Source organism: Humibacillus xanthopallidus, from assembly GCF_044793955.1.
GTDB classification, from domain to species: domain Bacteria; phylum Actinomycetota; class Actinomycetes; order Actinomycetales; family Dermatophilaceae; genus Humibacillus; species Humibacillus xanthopallidus_C.
In genome coordinates this window covers 1,410,235-1,429,473 of sequence record NZ_CP084995.1, presented here as the reverse complement: position 1 = coordinate 1,429,473, position 19,239 = coordinate 1,410,235, and the positions used below count along the sequence as shown (strand labels likewise).

Here is a 19,239-nt window from a genome sequence, read left to right as displayed (position 1 = left end):
CAGCTGACGAACGCTGGAACCGGCGCCGACGCTCCACGCCGCGACCGCCGGTAGGCGTCCGAACGCACCCAGCCAGCGGCGAAACTCCCTCCGTGGGCGTCGGGAACTGAGCACTCGACCTTGTGTGCGCGTCGGGAACTGAGCACTCGACGGTGTGGGGCGTCGGGATGTGGGCACTCGACGGTTGTCGGCCTCAGGCTTGGACGAGCGTGACGGGCATCGACGAGTCGGTCGGCAGCCCCAGGTCGCTCGGGTCGCGCCCCTTCGCCACCATCTGCGCCCCGAGCGCCGCCACCATCGCCCCGTTGTCGGTGCAGAGCGCCGGCCGCGGCACGCGGAGCGTCACGCCGGCCTTGTCGCACCGCTCCTGGGCCAGGGCCCGCAGCCGCGAGTTCGCCGCCACCCCGCCGCCGATGAGCAGGTGGTCGACGTCGTGCTCCTTGCAGGCGAGCAGCGCCTTGCGGGTCAGCACGTCGACGACGGCCTCCTGGAACGACGCAGCGACGTCCGCGACCGGCACGCTCTCACCCGCTCGCTGCCGCGTCTCGACCCAGCGGGCAACCGCGGTCTTGAGCCCCGAGAACGAGAAGTCGAAGCGGTGCCGCTCCAGGTCACGGCCGGTCGTCAGCCCACGAGGGAAGTCGATCGCGATCCGATTTCCTTCTCGCGCAGCGCGATCGATGTGCGGACCGCCGGGGAAGGGCAGACCCAGCACGCGGGCGACCTTGTCGAACGCCTCGCCGGCCGCGTCGTCCATCGTCGCGCCGAGTGAGCGCACGTCGTGGGTGACGTCGGGCACGAGCAGCAACGACGAGTGCCCACCGGAGACGAGCATCGCCATCGTCGGCTCGGGCAGCGGGCCGTGCTCGACGATGTCGACCGCGACGTGCGAGGCGAGGTGGTTGACGCCGTAGATCGGCTTGTCGAGGGCGACCGCGAGCGCCTTGGCCGAGGCGACGCCGACGAGGAGCGCTCCCGCCAGCCCGGGGCCCGACGTGACCGCGATCGCGTCGAGGTCGCGCAACGCGACACCGGCCTCGCGGCAGGCGCGCTCGATGGTCGGCACCATGGCCTCGAGGTGCGCACGGCTCGCGACCTCGGGCACGACGCCGCCGAAGCGTGCATGCTCCTCGACGCTGCTCGCGATCGTGTCGACGAGCAACGTCTCGCCGTGGACGATGCCGACACCGGTCTCGTCGCACGACGTCTCGATGCCGAGCACCAGCGGCTGGTCGCTCATCGGTCTCCCTCCGTCAGCAACCGGCGCATGACGAGCGCGTCGACGTCGCCGGGCTGGTAGTAGCGGCGGCGCACGGAGATGACCTCAAAACCGTTGCGTTCATAGAGATTTCGCGCAGCATCGTTGTCGGCCCGCACTTCGAGCAGGAGCGCCTCGCAGCCGTGCGCCGCAGCGCGACGCACGAGGTGGTCGAGCAGCAGGCGGCCGATTCCCTTGCGCTGCTGGGTCGGTGCGGTCGCCACCGTCATCACATCGGCCACGTCACCCGTAACGTCGAGACCGGCATACCCGACGACGGAGCCGTCTGCGATCGCCACGACGTAGTCGCGGCGGGGGCGCCCGGCGAGCTCGGCCCACCACGTCTGCTCCGACCACGCGTCGTCGGCGAAGAGCTGCTGCTCCAGGGCCGCGAGGGTCGTCAGGTCGCTCCACTCGAGCTCGCGCAAGGTCACGTCACTCACCCCAGCGTCGACTTCGTGCTGGGCGGCGCGGGTGCAGCATCGGGGCGACGGAGATAGAGCGGCTCGAGCCCGTCGAAGCCGTGACCGGGGTCGACGTGCTGCCGTATGCCGTCCGGCTGGGCGGGTGCGTGCGCCAGCCTGCGCACGGCCAGGTCTGCCAACGCTCCCGCGCTGACGTCGAGGGGCTCCACCGCGTCGGGGAGGCTGTCGGGGGAGAGCAGCGCGCCCCGACCCGCAGCCGGAAGAGCCGTGAGGTCGGCGTCGAGATCGGCCGCACGCGACACAACGGGCCCGGCCACCCGCGTGGCCGCGCTGTCGTCGAGGACGTAGGCGGCGGCATACACCTCCTTGCGGCGGGCGTCGGTGGCGACGAGGAGGTCACCACGGCGACCCCCGAGCCAGGCCTCGTGCGCCAGGGCGTCGAGGCTCGTGAGCCCGCGCACGGGCAGCCCGAGCGCGAAGGCGAAGGTGCGGCCCGTGACGATGCCGACCCGCAGGCCGGTGAAGGGCCCGGGCCCGATGCCGACGACGACGTCGGTGACCTCGGTGGGCGAGGCGCCGGCCTGCGCCAGCGCGTCACGCACGCCGGGCGCGAGGTGCTCGGCGTGCGCGCGGGCGTCGAGGGTCGTCACCTCTGCGACGACAGACGACCCGTCGTGCAGGGCCGTCGTGATCGCCGTCGTCGAGGTGTCGATCGCGAGGAGGAGCACGTCGGTCAGGCTACCCAAGGCGAGAGCTCGGCCAGCACGTGCTCGAAGCGCGGGCCGACGGCCACCGCGTGGACGCTGCGCTCGACGTCGCCGGAGATGGTCAGCTCGAGGCGGGTGTCGCTCAGCTGCTCGGCGAGCCCCGCGCCCCACTCGACGATGACGACACTCGCGTCGAGGTCGGCGTCGAGGTCGAGGTCGTCGAGCTCGACCGCGCTGCCGAGGCGGTAGGCGTCGACGTGCACGAGCGCCGGGCCGCCGACGAGCGAGGGGTGCACCCGGGAGATGACGAAGGTGGGTGACGTGATCGGGCCGCGCACGCCGAGGCCCTCAGCGATCGACTGCGTCAGCGTCGTCTTGCCGGCGCCGAGGTCGCCGGTGAGCACGACGAGGTCACCACCGCGCAGCAGCCCGCCGAGCGCACGACCGAACTGCTGCGTGTCCTCCAGCGTGGGCCAGCGGAAGTCACGCTCCACGGGAGGCGTCCCCGCGTTGGCTGCGCAGCAGTGCCTCCGCCTCGCGCTCGAGGCGGCGCTGGCGGCGGCCCTTGGCGACGTCGGTCACGACGCGGCGCACGCGGGGCTGGTGCGAGAGGTCGATGCGCTCGGCCCGGGCCCGCGAGGCCTGGTCGATGAGCTGCACGAGGTGGGCGTTGAGCAGGTCGGGGTGCTCGAGCATGATGACGTGCCCCGCGTCGTTGACGACGATGTGCTCCGCACCGGGGATGCCCTCGACGATGAGCTCGCTGTGCGAGGGCGGGGTGAGGATGTCCTCTCGTCCGTTGAAGACGAGCACGAGCGAGTGCCGGAACTCCGACAGCGCCGGACGCTTGTCGAAGCCGTCGAAGGAGTGCAGGTAGTCGTTGATGACGTCGAGCGGCGTGCCGAGCAGGATGTCGGCGGTGTAGCGCACGACCGAGCGCGGCACCGGCGAGGCGAAGGAGTTCTGCTCGACGAGGAAGTCCTCGACGTCGCGCCCCATCCGGCGGATCCGCCCGAAGAGCTCGGGACGGGTGCTCAGCGGGCCGAGCACGGGCGGGCCCAGCCGGTCGAGCGCGTGGCGGCCCAACGTCGCGACCCGACCGCCGTTGGCCAGGCTCTGACCCCCGGCGCTCGTCGCGACGAAGGCGGCGCCGGAGACCCGCTCGACGATGAGCGCGGGGTGCTGCTCGCCGAGCGCGAGCATCGTCATGCCGCCCATCGAGTGGCCGACGAGGATGAGGTCGCCGGTCGGAGCGAGTTGGTCGATGACCGAGCGGAGGTCCTCGCCGAGGCGCTCGATCGTGTAGCTGTCGCGCCCGCCTCGGCCCGACTGGCCGTGCCCGCGCTGGTCCCAGCTGACGACGCGGTAGCCGGCTGCCTTGAGCGCGCGCCGCTGGTAGACCCAGCACCGCAGGCTGAGGCAGTAGCCGTGCGTCAGCACGATCGTCGGCAGCTCCTCGGGGCGGCCCCGGCGCGTGGCACCCTCGGCCGCGGCGGCTGCCGCCTGCGGGTCGGGCACGTCGACCTCGCAGTGCAGCGCGACGCCGTCGGCCGTGATCACGACGTGCTCCTCATCGGGCACGATGTCGAGCAGCTCGGGCGTCTCGAGGGCGGCCATGGCCGCGCGGTGCTTGCCGGCGCGGTCGGCCGCGATGCCGGCAGCGACACCGGCGGCCACGCCGAGCGTGGCGGCCGCGATGCCGAGGACGGGGTTGCGACGGGGGCTGGGGGTCATGCTTGGTCCTCTGCACCGAGGTGGATCCGCGGCACGCGCGGTCCGAGTCGGGTGACGATCTCGTAGCTGATGGTGTCGGTCGCGTCGGCCCAGTCCTGCGCTGTCGGCTCGCCGTCGGCCCCTCCGAAGAGCGTGACGACCTCGCCCGCCTCCACCTCCGAGGCGGGGCCGAGGTCGACGACGAGCTGGTCCATGCAGACCCGCCCGGCGACGGTCGTGCGGCGGCCGTCGACGAGCAGGGGGCCGACGTTGGTGGCCGCGCGGGGGATGCCGTCGGCATACCCCGCGGGCACGAGCCCGACGACGGTGTCGGTGTCGGTCACGTAGGCGTGGCCGTAGCTGATGCCCTGACCCGCCGGTAGCCGTTTGACGAGGGCGAGTCGGGAGCGCACGGTCATCGCGGGACGCAGGCCGAAGTCGTCGTCGACCTGCGGCACGGGCGTCAGGCCGTACATCGCGATGCCCGGGCGCACGAGGTCGGCGTGGGCGGAGGGGTGCACCAGCGTCGCGGCGCTGTTGGCCAGGTGGCGCAGCTCGGGGCGGCAGCCGGCCCGCTCGGCGATGGCGACGGCCTCGAAGAAGCGCTCCTGCTGGGCGAGGACCGTCGGGTGCTCGGGCGCGTCGGCGTGGGCGAAGTGCTGCCAGATGCCGACGACCTGCACGGCGCCCTCGGCCTCGAGCGGCCGGACGTGGCGCACGAGGTCGTCCCACGCGGCGCCGAAGGCTCCGCCGCGCCCCAGCCCGGTGTCGACCTTGAGGTGCACGCGGGCAGTGCGTCCCTCGGCGCGGGCCGCGGCCGCGATCTCGTCGAGCACCCACGGCGCCGACACCGACAGGTCGATGTCGCGGCGCACGGCCCCGACGAAGTCGGCCCCCGGCACCGAGAGCCACGTCAGCAGGGGAGTCGTCACTCCCGCGTCGCGCAGGGCGAAGGCCTCGCCGAACTGCGCGACCCCGAGCCACGTGGCACCGGCAGCGACCGCCGTGCGCGCGACGGGCAGCAGCCCGTGGCCGTAGGCGTCGGCCTTGACGACCGCCATGAACTGCGAGCCGGGCGCGCGCTCACGCAGCACGCGCACGTTGTGGGCGATCGCTGCGTGGTCGATCTCGGCCCACACGGTGAGGCCGTGGGTGGGGTCCCCCGCGCCTGCTCCCGACAGGTCGGGGGTGGGGTCGAGCACCGGCGCCGAGGCACCGGGGTGCTCAGACGGACGGGTCGGGGCAGGGTCGTTCACGGATCAATTCTCGCAGTTCCGGAGGGGTGCTCGTGCCGCGGTACGCGCTCACGCGGGCGCCGTGCGGCCCCGGGCGAGCAGGTCACGCACCGCCGGGCGTATGCCGTGTGCCACCGCCAGCGCCCGCAGCGGGCCCCCGCCGGACACCCGGTCCGCCGCCACGCCGTGCACGAGCGCACCGAGCGAGGCGGCGTCGTGCGGCTCGAGACCGGCGGCCAAAAGGGCCCCGATGACCCCGGTCAGCACGTCGCCGGACCCCGCCGTGGCCAGCCACGGCGGCGCCTCGGCCTGTGACCGCACGGGTCGGCCGTCGGTGACGACGAGGGTGGTGGCGCCCTTGAGCAGCACGGTGGCGCCGGTCAGGGTGGCCAACCGGCGCGCATGGGCCAGCGGGTCGCCCTTGACGTCGTCGGCGGTGACCTCGCGGGCTGGCCCTGAGGGACGGTTGAGGAGGGGCTCGCGGTCGCCCGTGCTCGCACCGCCGCCGGTCGGGCCCTCCGTCCCGTCATCGGTCCCACCCGCGGCGCTGCCGAGGCGGGTCAGCAGACGGGCCAGCTCCCCCGCGTGGGGGGTCAGCACGGTCGGAGCCGCCCGCGGCCCGTCGACGAGCTCGAGCCCGCCGGCGTCGACGACAACGGGCAGGTCGCTCGCCCGGGCCACCCGGGCCGCCGCGAGCTGGGAGTGGCCCGCCGGCTCGGACTCGTGGGCGGGCAGGCCGGGGCCGACCGCCCACGCCTGGACGCGGCCGGTGCCGACGACGGCCTCGGGCACGGCCGCGTGGACGAGGCCCACGGGAGTGGGCGACCCGACATAGCGCAGCATGCCGACGCCGGCCTCGGCGGCGGCGGTCGTCGTCAACACCGCCGCGCCGGGGTATTCCTCGCTGCCGGCCACGACGCCGAGCACGCCCCGGGAGTACTTGTCGTCTCCGGCGGTCGGCACCGGCCACAGCAGCGCGACGTCGTCGTAGTCGAGCCGCTCGACGGCAGCAGCCGTGTCGGAGAGGTCGAGGCCGATGTCGATGACGGTGAGGCGGCCGGTGGCGGCCTCACCCGCGGGCAGCAGGTGAGCGGGCTTGGCCGTCGAGAAGGTCACCGTCTCGTCGGCCCAGACCGCGTCGTCCTCGCCGGTCTCACCCGAGGGGTCGAGCCCGCTCGCGACGTCGACCGCGATCACCCAGGCGTCGTCGTCGATGGCGTCGACCAGGCGAGCCGCCTCGGGCCGGAGCCCGGGCCGGCCACCGATGCCGACGATGCCGTCGAGCACGAGGTCGGCCTCGGCGACGACCCGCGCCGCCGCCTCCTCGTCGTCGGCGGCGACGTGCACGATGGTCCCGGCGTCCTCCGCCGCCTCCAAGGCCTCCTGCCGCAGGGCGTCACGACCGCCGGCCGCGACGACCACCACGGCGCAGGCATAGCCCGACTCCGCGAGGTGGGCGACGGCATACAGGGTGTCGCCGCCGTTGTCGCCCGAGCCGACGAGCCCGACGACGGTGCTGCCGTCGGAGTCCTCGAGCCGCGCCGCGGCGACCTCGGCCAGTCCCTGCGCGGCGCGCTGCATGAGCTCGCCATCCGGGAGGTCGGCCATGGCCCGCGCCTCCACCGCTCGCACCGTCTCGACCGCATGTGCCCGGATCATCAGCCCTCCGCGATGACGACTGCCGACGCGACGCCCGCGTCGTGTGACAAGGAGACGTGCAGCGAGTCGACGCCGAGGTCGTTGGCCCGCGCGAGCACCGTGCCGCCGATCTCCAGCGACGGCTTGCCGTCGTCGTTGGTGACGACCCGCGCATCGGTCCAGTGCATGCCCGCGGGGGCGCCCAGCGACTTGGCGAGCGCCTCCTTCGCGGCGAAGCGGGCCGCGAGCGAGGCGATGCCGAGCCCGCGCTCCTCGTCGGTGAAGAGCCGCTCACGCAGGGCAGGCGTGCGCTCGAGCGTCTGGCGGAAGCGCTCGATGTCGACGACGTCGATCCCGACCCCGATGATCACTCGACCGTGACCGACTTGGCGAGGTTGCGCGGCTGGTCGACGTCGAGGCCCTTGGCCGTCGAGAGCCACAGCGCGAAGACCTGGAGCGGCACCACCGTGAGCAGCGGCGCGAGGAGCGGCGACGTCGCGGGGACGCGGATCACCTCGTCCGCAAAGGGGACGACGGCCTCGTCGCCCTCCTCCGCGATGACGAGGGTGCGTGCGCCGCGGGCCCGGATCTCCTGGATGTTGGAGACGACCTTGCCGTGCAGGCCGTGCTCGCTCGTCGGCGAGGGCACGATGACGAAGACCGGCTGCCCGGGCTCGATGAGCGCGATCGGGCCGTGCTTGAGCTCCCCGGCGGCGAAGCCCTCGGCGTGGATGTAGGCGAGCTCCTTGAGCTTGAGCGCACCCTCGAGGGCGATCGGGTAGCCGACGTGGCGACCGAGGAACAGCACGGCGCGGGTGTCGGCCATGAAGCGGGCGATCTCCTTGACCCGGTCCATGCGGCCCAGCAGGGCCTCGATCTTGGCCGGCACCTCGCCGAGCTCCTTCATCACCGACTGTGCGTCGTCGGCGAACGACCCGCCGCGCAGCTGCGCGAGGTAGAGGCCGAGAACGTAGCAGGCCGTGATCTGGGCGAGGAAGGCCTTCGTCGAGGCCACGGCGATCTCGGGACCCGCGTGCGTGTAGAGCACGGCGTCGGACTCGCGCGGGATCGTCGAGCCGTGGGTGTTGCACACCGAGATGGTCAGGGCGCCGAGCATCCGCGCGTGCTTGACGGCCATGAGGGTGTCCATCGTCTCGCCCGACTGGCTGATCGACACCACCAGCGTGCGCTCGTTGACGATGGGGTCGCAGTAGCGGAACTCGTGCGCGAGGGCGACCTCGACGGGGATCCGCGTCCAGTGCTCGATGGCGTACTTCGCGACCATGCCGGCATACGCCGCCGTGCCGCAGGCGACGATCGTGATGCGGTCGACGGCGCGGAACTGCTCCTCGGAGATGCGCAGCTCGTCGAGGACGAGCCGGCCCGAGGCGTCGGTGCGGCCGAGCAGCGTGTCGGCGACCGCGTGCGGCTGGTCGTGGATCTCCTTCTCCATGAAGGTCGCGTAGCCGCCCTTCTCGGCGGCCGCGGCGTCCCACGTCACCTCGTAGGCCGTGCCCTCGGCCGGGCTGCCGTCGAAGTTGATGACGGTCGCGCCGTCGGGCGTGATCGTGACGATCTGGTCCTGCGCGAGCTCGAGCGCGTGACGGGTGTAGCCGATGAAGGCCGCGACGTCGGAGCCGAGGTAGTTGGCGTCGTCGCCGAGCCCGACGACGAGCGGGCTGTTGCGGCGGGCGCCCACGACGACGCCCGGCTGGTCGGCGTGGATCGCGAGGAGGGTGAAGGCACCCTCGAGGTCGGCGACGACCGCGCGCATCGCCTCGGTCAGGTCGCCGTGGGTGTCGTATGCCGCGGCGACGAGGTGCGCGACGACCTCCGTGTCGGTCTCGCTCGTGAACTCCACCCCCTCGGCGAGCAGGGCCTGCTTGAGGGCGTGGAAGTTCTCGATGATGCCGTTGTGGATGAGGGCGAGCTTGCCGTCCTGGCCGCCGCGGTGCGGGTGCGCGTTGGCGTCGGTCGGGCCGCCGTGGGTCGCCCACCGGGTGTGGCCGATCGCCGTCGTCGAGTCGAGGAGAGGGTGCGCCTCGAGCTCGGCCGTGAGGTTGGCGAGCTTGCCCGACTTCTTGCGGGTCTCGACGTGGTCGCCGGCGACGAGGGCCACACCGGCCGAGTCGTAGCCGCGGTACTCCAGACGGGCGAGCCCCTCCATGACCACCTCGAGGGCCGTGCCGTCGGTCGAGCGGCCCACGTAGCCAACAATTCCGCACATGGCGACCAGCCTAGGGGACCGGCCACCATGCGACGGTGACCGCCCGACTCCCCCCTCGTGCCGCCCGTCCGACACAATGGCGCACGTGGCGCAGCCAGTGAGCGGGACGAGCCGGACCACCCCCGGACTGCCGTCCCCCTACGTCGAGTTCGACCGGGCGGCGTGGTCACGGCTGCGCGAGAACCACCCGCTCAACCTCGACGACGCCGACCTCAGCCGCCTGCGGGGGCTCGGCGACCGCATCGACCTGCGCGAGGTCGAGGACGTCTACCTCCCGCTCTCGCGCCTGCTCAACTTCTACGTCGGCGCCACCCGGCAGCTGCACGCCGTGACGAGCGACTTCCTCGGCGAGCGCCCAGCCCCGACCCCCTTCGTCATCGGGGTCGCCGGCTCCGTGGCCGTCGGCAAGTCGACGACGGCCCGCATCCTGCGCGAGATGCTCGCGCGCTGGCCCGACACACCCCGGGTCGCCCTCGTGACGACCGACGGCTTCCTTCTGCCCAACGCCGAGCTCGAGAGCCGGGGACTGTTGCAGCGCAAGGGTTTCCCGGAGTCCTACGACCGTCGGGCCCTGATGCGTTTCGTCGCCGAGATCAAGTCGGGACGCGACGAGGTGACCGCCCCCGTCTACTCGCACCTCACCTACGACATCGTGCCGGGCGAGCGCATCGTCGTGCGCCGCCCCGACGTGCTCATCATCGAAGGGCTCAACGTGCTGCAGGCGCCGCAGGTGCACCCGGTGCGCGGCTCGGGTCTCGCGGTCAGCGACTTCTTCGACTTCTCCGTCTACGTCGACGCCTGGGTCGACGACGTGCGCACGTGGTACGTCGAGCGCTTCCTGCGCCTGCGGCAGACGGCCTTCTCCGACCCCAACTCCTACTTCCACCGGTATGCCGCGCTGTCCGATGACGAGGCCGTGGCCACCGCCAACCGCATCTGGCGCGAGATCAACGGCCCCAACCTCGTCGAGAACATCCTGCCGACCCGGTCACGCGCCACGCTCGTGCTCTCCAAGGGCGTCAACCACGAGGTCACCCGAGTGAGACTCCGGAAGATCTGACGTCGCGCTGGGACCGAGCCCAACGCATACGGCACCGAACTGGTGCACGAGACGAACCGGGCGGGCAGTTCGGGGGCACACGGGGGCGCAGGCCGCTGGCGGCCGTGAGCCCCCGTGCGTCAGTACCAGTGGGGACTCTTCGACTGCCAGAACGACCAGGCGTTGCAGGGGGTGCCGTAGGACATCTTGATGTACCACAGCCCCCACTTCATCTGCGTGATCGGGTTGGTGCGGTAGTCGGCGCCCATCTGGGCCATCTTGCGTGCCGGCAGCGACTGCGGGATGCCGTAGGCGCCGGAGCTGGGGTTCTCGGCCCACCAGCGCCAGTCGCTCTCGCCGGTCCAGAGGTTGACGAGGCAGTTGTACTGAGCGTCGCTCGTCCAACCCTGGTCGACCATGAGCACGCGGGCGGCGGCCTTGGGGTTCTCCTTGGCGTTGTCGATCGCCGCCTTGCGGGCCTTCTCACGCTCGGCGCGCTCGGCGGCGGCCTTGGCCTCCTTGGCCTTGCGGGCTGCCTCGACCTTCTGCTTGGCCTCGAGCTCCCTGGCGTCGCGCGCCCCGGACGCCGCGATGGCCGTGCGGCGCTCGTTGCGCGACACGGAGGCGGCGGCGCGATAGGTCACGTCGACCGTGCTCGCACGGGCCAGCTCGTCGGTCTGCGCGGCCACGCCGGCCCCGACGACGAAGGCGGCAGGGTCGGCGCCGATCAGGTGGTTGGCGTTCGCATAGGCCATGCCCGATCCGACGAGTCCGACGGTCAGGGCACCCGCCAGCAGCGGTCGCCCGAGTCGACGCCGCGGCGCGGTGGCGGGCTCGGCGTGCCGCGCCCGGCCACCCTCTGTCGCGGCGCGAGCGTGCGAGGCCGCGCTCAGCGTGTCGTTGAGGGAGGAGGCGCGGGCGGCGACGCGCGCCGTGGGCACCGGCACCGTGGCCTGGCTGGACGTCCGGTCTACCACTGCGGCCGAGGTCGGCGACGCCGCGTCCGACGAGGGTGCCGACGGTGCCGAGGGTGACGAAGATCCGGAGCGGTGTCGTCCTTGGTAGCGGGCCACGAAGCGGAGTCACACCTTTCTGCGTGCGTCGGCCGGACGGCATACCGCCCGCTGCGACAGGGCAGCGGGCCGCGGCGTCCGACGGGGTGGCGGAGACGGGCGGGCCGCGCGTGGGGCGCGGCAGACGAGCCCGACGTCGGGATCGTCCCCCACGGTGCCAGCCCACCCCGCGGGCCTGCAAGTCGTGTCCAACGTTCCACGATCGTGCGGGTGCGGGGCGGGCCGGCGCTGCGAGGGGCCGCCACGGGCTGCGGCGGTGTGAGTCAGGTCATGCGTCGATGCCCTCGAGCAGGTCGGTGACGAGTGCCGCGATGGGGCTGCGCTCGCTCCGCGTGAGGGTCACGTGGGCGAAGAGCGGGTGCCCCTTGAGCTTCTCGATGACAGCGGCGACGCCGTCGTGCCGGCCGACCCGGAGGTTGTCACGCTGGGCCACGTCGTGAGTCAGCACGACCTTGGAGTTCTGTCCGATGCGCGAGAGCACGGTGAGCAGCACGTTGCGCTCGAGCGACTGGGCCTCGTCGACGATGACGAACGCGTCGTGCAGCGACCGCCCGCGGATGTGCGTCAGGGGCAGCACCTCGAGCAGGCCGCGGTCCATCACCTCGTCGACGACCTCGCTCGACACGAGCGCGCTCAGCGTGTCGAAGACCGCCTGGCCCCACGGGTTCATCTTCTCGGCCTCGGTGCCCGGCAGGTAGCCGAGCTCCTGGCCACCGACGGCGAAGAGGGGCCGGAAGACGAGCACCTTGCGCTGCGCCCGGCGCTCCATGACCGACTCGAGCCCGGCGCACAGCGCGAGGGCCGACTTGCCGGTGCCCGCGCGGCCGCCGAGGCTGAGGATGCCGACGTCGGGGTCGAGCAGCAGATCGAGGGCGATGCGCTGCTCCGCACTGCGACCGTGGAGGCCGAACGCGTCACGGTCACCGCGCACGAGCCTGATCTGCTTGTCGGCCCCGACCCGCCCGAGACCGCTTCCCCGCGGCGAGAGCAGGACGAGACCGGTGTGGCAGGGCAGCTCGGCGGCGCCGGCGTGCTCGATGCGGCCACGCTCGTAGAGCTGGTCGAGCTCGTCGGTGCTGACCTCCATCTCCTGGATGCCGGTCCAGCCGGAGTCGACGCCCTGCTCGTGGCGATACTCCTCCGCCTCGAGCCCGCACGCCGACGCCTTGACCCGCATCGGCAGGTCCTTGGACACGACCGTCACGTCGCAGCCCTCGTTGGCGAGGTTCTTGGCCACGGAGAGGATGCGGGTGTCGTTGTCGCCGAGCCGGAAGCCCGCAGGCAGCGCCGACGGGTCGGTGTGGTTGAGCTCGACGCGCAGGCTGCCGCCGGCGTCACCGACGGCGACGGGCCGGTCGAGGCGCCCCTCGCTGATGCGCAGGTCGTCGAGCAGCCGCAGCGCCTGGCGGGCGAAGTAGCCGAGCTCCGGGTGGTGGCGCTTGCCCTCCAGCTCCGTCACGACGACGACGGGCAGCACGACCTCGTGCTCCGCAAAACGCATCATCGCCCTGGGGTCCGACAGCAGCACCGAGGTGTCGATCACGTAGGTCTTGCGTGCCGGACCCGGGTCCGGGCTTGCGCCGCTGCGCGTGCGGGCCGTCGTGCTCGAGGTGGCGGTCGACGTGGCGTTGTCGGCCGGGGCCGAGCTCTTCGTAGCCATTCCCACTCCTAGCGGCGCGCACGCACGGCACGCGCCTAGTCGCTCCCGAGGTGCCGGGCGGCCACCAGAGGGTGGCGTGGTGCCCGGCCCTCCGTCCGAAGCGATCGCTCCATCGGTGGGCCTCCTGGCAGTGCCGGACGGGTGTCCGTCACTGCATCGACCGTACGACTCCTGCGCGCCCGCGCGACGGATCTCGCGGTCGTGTCGCGCCAGTGTTCACATGCCATTAACACGCAGGTCCCCGCACCGCTCCGGTATGCCGCGTGGCGGGCTCCGATCGAAAGAGCGATCCGCGCGCGCCCTCGCCGGTCTCTGATCGAAAGAGCGATTCGGCCGCTCTCGCCCGGCTGTAGCCGGCAGGACTCGGACGGATCGCTCTTTCGATCACTTGGGGCGGCGGAGGGTGAGCACGCCGACGGTGCCGGCGAGGGCGCCGAGCAGCACGACGAGGATGATCGCCCCGGCGCCGCCCTCGGACTGGCCGGAGCCGATGCGCGTCAGCGCGAGGAGGCAGACGAGCACGACCGCGGCGCACACCACGACGAGGATCCACCGCCCGATGCGGCCCGTCGCGGAGTCGTCGCCGAGGGCCGAGCCGACGTTGCCGCCCGACCCGGTCGCGGCCTGCAGCGGGTCGACGCCGGGGTTGCGGGCGCGCCAGGCACGGCGGGCCGTGCCCATGCGCAGCACGACGGCCCCGATGACGACGAAGACCACGCCGACGCCGAGCCGTGCCGCGCGGGCATCGGGACCGGCGAGCACGCCGTAGCCGACGCCGAGCAGGCCGAGGCCCAGCAGCAGCGACCCCATCGTGAGCGTCGTGCCGATGCCGACGGGGCCGAAGGGCTGGGCGGGGTCGTCGAGCCACGCATACGGGGGCGGGTCGTCGGGGCGACCGACGGGCGACGCGGGGCTGCGGTCCGGGGTCGTCATGCAGGGGCCTGCGGCAGCAGTGCGGACAGCTCGGCGGCGAGGTCGCCTCCGGCCACGGGCCGCGCGTCGCCGTCCTTCGTGTCGGACACCGACCACCCGTCGCCGGCACGCGTGAGGAAGCGCGTGCCCTGGGCGCCCGCGAGCGTGCGGGTCTCGATGCCGAAGCGGCCGGCTCCCCCGCGCACCTCGTGCATGGCCTCGATGGCGCGGGCGAGCACTGCCGCCGGCTGGTCGACCTCGTCGCTCAGCCCGACGAACCACGTGCCGAGGCTGCGCGGCTGGAGCATCGCGATGATGCCGCCGTCCTCGAGCATGACCATGAGGTCGCCCTCGTCGCCGTCGCGGAAGCTGATGCCGGTCCACCGCCGGGCGCCGGCGAGCACGGTCTCGAGCACGGCGGCCTCGCCGCGGCTCACGGCCCGGTCGCCCTCGGCGGCGGCGAGGCCGCGGGCGAGCAGCGAGGCGACGCCGGCCGCGACGACGACCTCGTCGTCGGGAGCCGCATCGAAGCCGAGCGACCGTGTGGTCATCGCCGTGCTCTCGCCCCCGTGGCGGCCGAGCAGGTAGCGGATCTCGGCCCAGCCGAAGCCGTAGACGTTGTCGGGCAGCGGGACACGCGCCAGCTCCGATCCGGCGAGCGGGTCAGTGGCCATGGGTGGTGCTCCTTCGTGGGTCTCGGTGCTCCGGACCATCCTGCCGGTGCGCGTTGGGCGACGCGTGCCGGGGGCCGGGGGCCGGCTGCTTCGCCTCGCGCCGCCGACGGTCCAGGGGTCGGGCTGGGTCAGAAGATGCTGTTCCAGGCATCGGCCGCGGCGTCGCCGATCCCCTCGGCGACGTCGCCGATGCCCTCGCCGACCGCATCGACCGCGTCGTGCACGGCGGGGATGTTCTGGTAGGCGGCGAGGCCCAGACCCGCGATGCCGCAGGCGACGTTGATGGGCGGCGGGGCGAAGACCGCGCCGACCGCGAGGCCCGTGCCGAGGCCGTTCTCGATGATGCCGCGGGTGTCGCCCTCGACGATCGAGGTGGCGAGCTGGGCACCGCTGATGCCGATGCCGATCGGCCCGAGCACGCCGAACTTGCCGACGAGCGACCCGGCTCGGCTGCCCTCGGCGAAGACGCCCGAGAGCCCCTTCATGTCCCAGACGTCGGCGACGAGGTTGGCGGTGCCGCCGAATCGCGAGGCCGTGGGCAGCAGGTCGAACATCGGGTCGGCGACCCGGGCCATCGAGGTGATGTTGGAGAGGTAGCGACCGCTCTGGAGCCACCCGTCGGCGCGGTTGTAGGTCGCCAGCACGCCGGCCGTGGCGGCGAGCAGGCTCGGCAGCCCGGCCACCGTCATGCCGTTGTTGAGGCCGTCGAGGATCGACCGGTCGGCCGCGCTGGCGCTGCCGGAGCCCGAGGCACCACCCGGCCCGAGCGGGCTCGGCCCGACGGGACCGAGCGGGCCGATGGGGCCCACCGGCACCCCGCCGGAGCCGTTGCCGCTCGTCACGTCCTGACCGCCGGCGTTGCGCCGCAGCGCCTGGGCAAGCGAGTCGAGGTCGGTGCCGAAGGCGGCGAGCTGGGCCTCGACCGGAGGCCACCGGCTCATCAGGTGGTCGAGGTCGCCGCCACCCCAGTTGCCCTTGAGGGTGCCGACGGCCCGGGAGGCCTCACTGCGCACCGACTCGCAGTCGCGGGCGTGCGCGGTCAGCCGGTCGGCCGCCGATCGCAGCGCGACCGGATCGGCACCCTTCTTGTAGATGGCCATCGATCTCCCCTGGTGTGGACGTCGAGAGCAACCTACGTGGGGGTGCCTGCCGCGCGCGATGGGGAGCACTCCCCGCCGGGCACGGAGGTCAGGTGCCGAAGCGACGGTGCCGGCCGGCATACGCCCGCAGTGCACGGAGGAAGTCGACGTGACGGAAGTCGGGCCAGTAGGCCTCGCAGAAGTAGAACTCCGACGTCGCGCTCTGCCACAGGAGGAAGCCGCCGAGCCGCTGCTCACCCGACGTGCGGATGACGAGGTCGGGGTCGGGCTGACCCTTGGTGTAGAGGTGCTCGGCGATGTCGTCGGCGGTGAGGGCATCGGCGATCTGCTCGATGCTCTGACCGGCAGCGGCCCGCTCGAGCAGCAGGTCGCGCACGGCGTCGGCGATCTCGCGGCGGCCGCCGTAGCCCACGGCGACGTTGACCGTGAGTCCGTCGACATGACGGGTGCGCTCGGCGGAGTCGCGCAGGCTGGCCGCCGTGCCCTCGGGGAGCAGCTCGAGGGCGCCCACGATCTGCAGCCGCCAGCGACCGCTGTCGGCGAGGTCGGCGACGGCGGTCTCGATGATCCCCAGCAGCGGCTCGAGCTCCGCGGCGGGGCGGTGCAGGTTGTCGGTCGAGAGCAGCCACAGCGTGACGTACTCGACACCGGCCTCGCTGCACCAGCCGAGCAGCTCCTCGATCTTGTCGGCCCCGGCCTGGTGTCCGCTCGTGGTGCCGTGCCCGCGGGCGCGGGCCCAGCGGCGGTTGCCGTCGAGCATCACGGCGACGTGCCGTGGGAGCGACTCGCGGGGAAGGTCCTTGAGGACTTGGCGCTCGTATGCGCCATAGACCACGTCGCGCCACCCCACGGGGGGCCTCCTTCTTCGTCGCGCACGACCCTCGCCGCCGGCCGTGGCCGCGAGCGCGGCCCGGGCGGTCCGCAGGGCCCACCGTACCCCTCGACCCCTCGCCCGACAGTGGGCGCGGCGTGACCACAGCCACACCCCCCGCCGGTATGCCGTGTGGTCGGCTCTCCGAGCCCGCGCTCCTCCCGCACGGGTGCACCCTCGAGCGGATCCACCCGTCATCGAGTCGCATCCTGCTCCTCTCAGCGGAGCAGGATGTGACTCCACGCGGAGTGGGCCGATGCGTCTCCGGTCCACGGCGGCGCCGCGCGGCCCGCGCGCCGACCGCCTGGCTGAGACGGGTGTGGCGGGTGTGCCGGACGAGAGCAGGGCCAACCTACGTTTCCGTAACCTACGGTGCCGTAGGTTATGCTGGTCCGCATGACCCAGCAGAACTGCGAACCCCAGAGCCCCGAGTCGGGCGGGTCCTCGGACGCCGCGGGCGGGGCGGTCGCCGAGCTCGTCGCGGTCGTCAAGCCCAAGCTGCGTGGGTGGCTGCACGTCGCGATGTTCCCCGTCGCGGTGATCGGCGGGCTGGTCCTCATCCTGATGTCTGAGCCCGGCTCCGTGCGCACCGCCTCGATCGTCTTCACGGTCAGCGCCGCGCTGCTCTTCGGCGTCTCGGCGGTCTACCACCGGGGCACGTGGGGTCCGCGAGCGAGCACGCTGCTCAAGCGGATGGACCACTCCAACATCTACCTCATCATCGCCGGCACCTACACGCCGTTCGCCGTGACCCTGCTGCCGGCCGACCAGGCCCGCCTGCTGCTCACGGTGATCTGGGGTGGCGCCATCGCCGGGGTGCTCTTCCGTGTGTTCTGGGTCGGCGCCCCGCGCTGGCTCTACACCGCGCTCTACATCGCCCTCGGCTGGGCCGCGATCTTCTACGTCGTGCCGTTCTGGCGCACGGGTGGCCCGCTCATCGGCGCGCTCATCGCGATCGGCGGGCTGATGTACACCGCCGGCGGCATCGTCTACGGCGTCAAGCGACCCAACCCGTGGCCCCGGTGGTTCGGCTTCCACGAGGTCTTCCATGCCTTCACGCTGGGCGGCTTCCTCACCCACTTCGCGGCCGTCGCGCTCGCGATCGTCGGCTACCAGACCGTCAGCTGACACCCGACCCGCTGGTCGTGATCGATCAGCGCTGGTCGGGCCGGCCGTCCGTCGGCTCGTCGCCCGGCTCGGGTCCGTCGCCCTCGGTCGCACGCGCCGCCTCGGGTGCCGCATCGGCCTTCTCGGCCTCAGCAGCCTGCGCCGCCTCAGCCTCGGCAGCCTGAGCGCGCTCGCGGTCGCTGTAGGCCATCCGGCGCAGCCGGGAGTTCATGTTGCGCACGAGCAGCGTGAGAGCGATGGCGAGCACGAAGAAGGCGATGAAGCCCCAGATGCCGGGCCCGATCGGGAGGTTGCCGCCGCCATCCATCAGGCGTCCGCCTTCTCTGTCGTGTCGTCCGCCTCGTCGGCCCCGTCCGACACGTCGGCCCTGTTGGTCTCGACGGCCCCATCCGTCTCGTCGTCGTCGACGTGCGTGTCGGAGCTGTCGCCCTCCTCGCGGCCCGAGGGCTGCTCCGGCTCGATCTCGGGGGCCGCGGCCCCGGCGGCCCTGCCGTCGTAGGCGACCTCGAGGTCGCGGCGGGTCGCCAGCGCGTCGGCCTCGGCCGGCGTGCCGAGACCGGCGAAGAGGTCGTCCTCGCCCTCGGCGACGGGCACGTAGGAAACGGCGGCTTCGTACTCCTCGACGCCCCACACCCGCTGCTGGATCTCGAGCGGCACCTGGAACCAGAAGCCGTCGGGATCGACCTGCGTCGCGTGCGCCATCAGCGCGCGGTCACGCGTCTCGAAGTGCTCGGCGCAGGCGATCGTCGTGGTCACCCGGCCGGAACGACGGGGCTTCCAGTTGGCCAGCCACTCGGCATACGGGCTCTCGAGCCCCTCGGCGAGCATCGCCTCGTGGATCGCCTCGAGGCGGGGCTTGGACCACCCGCCGTTGTAGTAGATCTTGAGCGGCTGCCACGGCTCCCCCGCGTGGGGGTAGCTGGTCGGGTCGCCGGCCGCCTCGAAGGCCGCCATCGAGACCGTGTGGCACATGATGTGGTCGGGGTGGGGGTAGCCACCCTTCTCGTCATAGGTCGTCATGACGTGGGGGCGCCAGGCGCGGATGACGCGCACGAGCGCCTCGGTCGTCACGTCGATGTCCTCGAGGGCGAAGCAGCCGTCGGGCAGCGGCGGCAGCGGGTCACCCTCGGGCAGACCGGAGTCGACGAAGCCGAGCCAGGTGTGCTCGACGCCGAGCACCTCCTGCGCCGCCTTCATCTCGTCGCGGCGCACCTGGGCGATGTCGCGCAGGATGTGCGCGTCGTTCTTCAGCCGCTCGTTGAGGATGTCGCCGCGCTCACCGCCCGTGCACGACACGACCATCACGTCGGCGCCGTCTGCGACGTACTTCGCCGTCGTCGCGGCGCCCTTGCTCGACTCGTCGTCGGGGTGCGCGTGCACCGCCATCAACCGCATGCCCTGGGCCACGTGGCTCCCTGTCCGTCTGGTCTCGTGCTGGTCTCGTGCTCGATGGGTGAAGACCGGCGCCGGTGGCTCGTGGCCTCCCGGCGCAAGGGCCGCGCTCCCCATGAGGGAGACTGGGCCCGCACGACATCCTCTCACTCCCCCGGGCGCCCTCTGCCCGGGGCTCCCGACCGCC

General features: G+C 72.8%; 19 protein-coding genes. 2 read left to right on the top strand and 17 right to left on the bottom strand.

All coding sequences use genetic code 11. The features are described from left to right. Nucleotides 1-193: 193 nt before the first annotated feature. From tsaD to glmS, 9 genes are all read right to left on the bottom strand, one after another. The gene (tsaD, locus tag LG278_RS06425; RefSeq protein ID WP_404392066.1) at nt 194-1,240 is read right to left on the bottom strand and encodes a tRNA (adenosine(37)-N6)-threonylcarbamoyltransferase complex transferase subunit TsaD; all 1,047 of its coding nucleotides are present in this window, start codon (nt 1,238-1,240) and stop codon (nt 194-196) included. Next, nucleotides 1,237-1,701: a ribosomal protein S18-alanine N-acetyltransferase gene (gene rimI / locus LG278_RS06420; RefSeq protein WP_404392064.1), complete on the bottom strand. Its 465-nt coding sequence runs from the start codon at nt 1,699-1,701 to the stop codon at nt 1,237-1,239. The genes tsaD and rimI overlap by 4 nt, the downstream gene beginning before the upstream one ends. Further along, a complete protein-coding gene (tsaB, locus tag LG278_RS06415; RefSeq protein ID WP_404392062.1) occupies nt 1,698-2,411 on the bottom strand; it encodes a tRNA (adenosine(37)-N6)-threonylcarbamoyltransferase complex dimerization subunit type 1 TsaB in 714 nt (237 codons plus the stop codon). The genes rimI and tsaB overlap by 4 nt, the downstream gene beginning before the upstream one ends. Nucleotides 2,412-2,416: 5 nt before the next feature. After that, nucleotides 2,417-2,884 (bottom strand): tRNA (adenosine(37)-N6)-threonylcarbamoyltransferase complex ATPase subunit type 1 TsaE, encoded by a 468-nt coding sequence (gene tsaE, locus LG278_RS06410; protein WP_404392060.1) that lies wholly within the window; start codon nt 2,882-2,884, stop codon nt 2,417-2,419. Beyond that, nucleotides 2,874-4,124: an alpha/beta fold hydrolase gene (locus LG278_RS06405; protein ID WP_404392058.1), complete on the bottom strand. Its 1,251-nt coding sequence runs from the start codon at nt 4,122-4,124 to the stop codon at nt 2,874-2,876. Before LG278_RS06405 ends, tsaE begins: the two co-directional genes overlap by 11 nt. After that, nucleotides 4,121-5,284: an alanine racemase gene (gene alr, locus LG278_RS06400; RefSeq protein WP_404393557.1), complete on the bottom strand. Its 1,164-nt coding sequence runs from the start codon at nt 5,282-5,284 to the stop codon at nt 4,121-4,123. Before alr ends, LG278_RS06405 begins: the two co-directional genes overlap by 4 nt. A 123-nt stretch (nt 5,285-5,407) precedes the next feature. Beyond that, complete coding sequence (locus LG278_RS06395; protein WP_404392056.1) at nt 5,408-6,997, bottom strand: bifunctional ADP-dependent NAD(P)H-hydrate dehydratase/NAD(P)H-hydrate epimerase; 1,590 nt, start codon at nt 6,995-6,997, stop codon at nt 5,408-5,410. After that, nucleotides 6,997-7,347, bottom strand: coding sequence for a holo-ACP synthase (locus LG278_RS06390; protein WP_404392054.1), 351 nt, complete (start codon nt 7,345-7,347; stop codon nt 6,997-6,999). Before LG278_RS06390 ends, LG278_RS06395 begins: the two co-directional genes overlap by 1 nt. Beyond that, complete coding sequence (gene glmS / locus LG278_RS06385) at nt 7,344-9,203, bottom strand: glutamine--fructose-6-phosphate transaminase (isomerizing) (RefSeq protein ID WP_404392052.1); 1,860 nt, start codon at nt 9,201-9,203, stop codon at nt 7,344-7,346. The genes LG278_RS06390 and glmS overlap by 4 nt, the downstream gene beginning before the upstream one ends. A gap of 76 nt (nt 9,204-9,279) precedes the next feature. Here glmS and coaA point away from each other — a divergent pair, with 76 nt between their 5' ends. After that, nucleotides 9,280-10,263: a type I pantothenate kinase gene (gene coaA / locus LG278_RS06380; protein WP_404392050.1), complete on the top strand. Its 984-nt coding sequence runs from the start codon at nt 9,280-9,282 to the stop codon at nt 10,261-10,263. 119 nt (nt 10,264-10,382) lie between these two features. Here coaA and LG278_RS06375 read toward each other — a convergent pair whose 3' ends face one another. From LG278_RS06375 to LG278_RS06350, 6 genes are all read right to left on the bottom strand, one after another. Then, nucleotides 10,383-11,189 (bottom strand): lytic transglycosylase domain-containing protein, encoded by an 807-nt coding sequence (locus LG278_RS06375; protein ID WP_404392048.1) that lies wholly within the window; start codon nt 11,187-11,189, stop codon nt 10,383-10,385. A 394-nt stretch (nt 11,190-11,583) separates the two neighbouring features. Then, a complete protein-coding gene (locus LG278_RS06370) occupies nt 11,584-12,819 on the bottom strand; it encodes a PhoH family protein (RefSeq protein ID WP_404393555.1) in 1,236 nt (411 codons plus the stop codon). Nucleotides 12,820-13,359: 540 nt separating this feature from the next. Continuing rightward, nucleotides 13,360-13,908 carry a hypothetical protein gene (locus LG278_RS06365; RefSeq protein WP_404392046.1) on the bottom strand — a complete coding sequence of 183 codons (549 nt, stop codon included), beginning with the start codon at nt 13,906-13,908 and terminating at the stop codon, nt 13,360-13,362. Next, nucleotides 13,905-14,561, bottom strand: coding sequence for a hypothetical protein (locus tag LG278_RS06360; protein ID WP_404392044.1), 657 nt, complete (start codon nt 14,559-14,561; stop codon nt 13,905-13,907). Before LG278_RS06360 ends, LG278_RS06365 begins: the two co-directional genes overlap by 4 nt. Nucleotides 14,562-14,689: 128 nt before the next feature. After that, nucleotides 14,690-15,661 carry a WXG100 family type VII secretion target gene (locus LG278_RS06355; protein WP_404392042.1) on the bottom strand — a complete coding sequence of 324 codons (972 nt, stop codon included), beginning with the start codon at nt 15,659-15,661 and terminating at the stop codon, nt 14,690-14,692. Between the two features lie 88 nt (nt 15,662-15,749). Continuing rightward, nucleotides 15,750-16,511 carry an isoprenyl transferase gene (locus tag LG278_RS06350; protein WP_404392040.1) on the bottom strand — a complete coding sequence of 254 codons (762 nt, stop codon included), beginning with the start codon at nt 16,509-16,511 and terminating at the stop codon, nt 15,750-15,752. 417 nt (nt 16,512-16,928) lie between these two features. Here LG278_RS06350 and LG278_RS06345 point away from each other — a divergent pair, with 417 nt between their 5' ends. Continuing rightward, nucleotides 16,929-17,660 (top strand): hemolysin III family protein, encoded by a 732-nt coding sequence (locus LG278_RS06345; RefSeq protein WP_404392038.1) that lies wholly within the window; start codon nt 16,929-16,931, stop codon nt 17,658-17,660. Between the two features lie 25 nt (nt 17,661-17,685). On the opposite strand, the gene LG278_RS06340 is transcribed toward LG278_RS06345, so the two are convergent. Then, entirely contained in the window at nt 17,686-17,967 is a 282-nt protein-coding gene (locus tag LG278_RS06340; protein ID WP_404392037.1) for a hypothetical protein, read from the bottom strand. After that, nucleotides 17,967-19,067, bottom strand: a complete 1,101-nt coding sequence (gene mca, locus LG278_RS06335) for a mycothiol conjugate amidase Mca (RefSeq protein ID WP_404392035.1) — start codon at nt 19,065-19,067, stop codon at nt 17,967-17,969. The genes LG278_RS06340 and mca overlap by 1 nt, the downstream gene beginning before the upstream one ends. Nucleotides 19,068-19,239 lie beyond the last annotated feature (172 nt).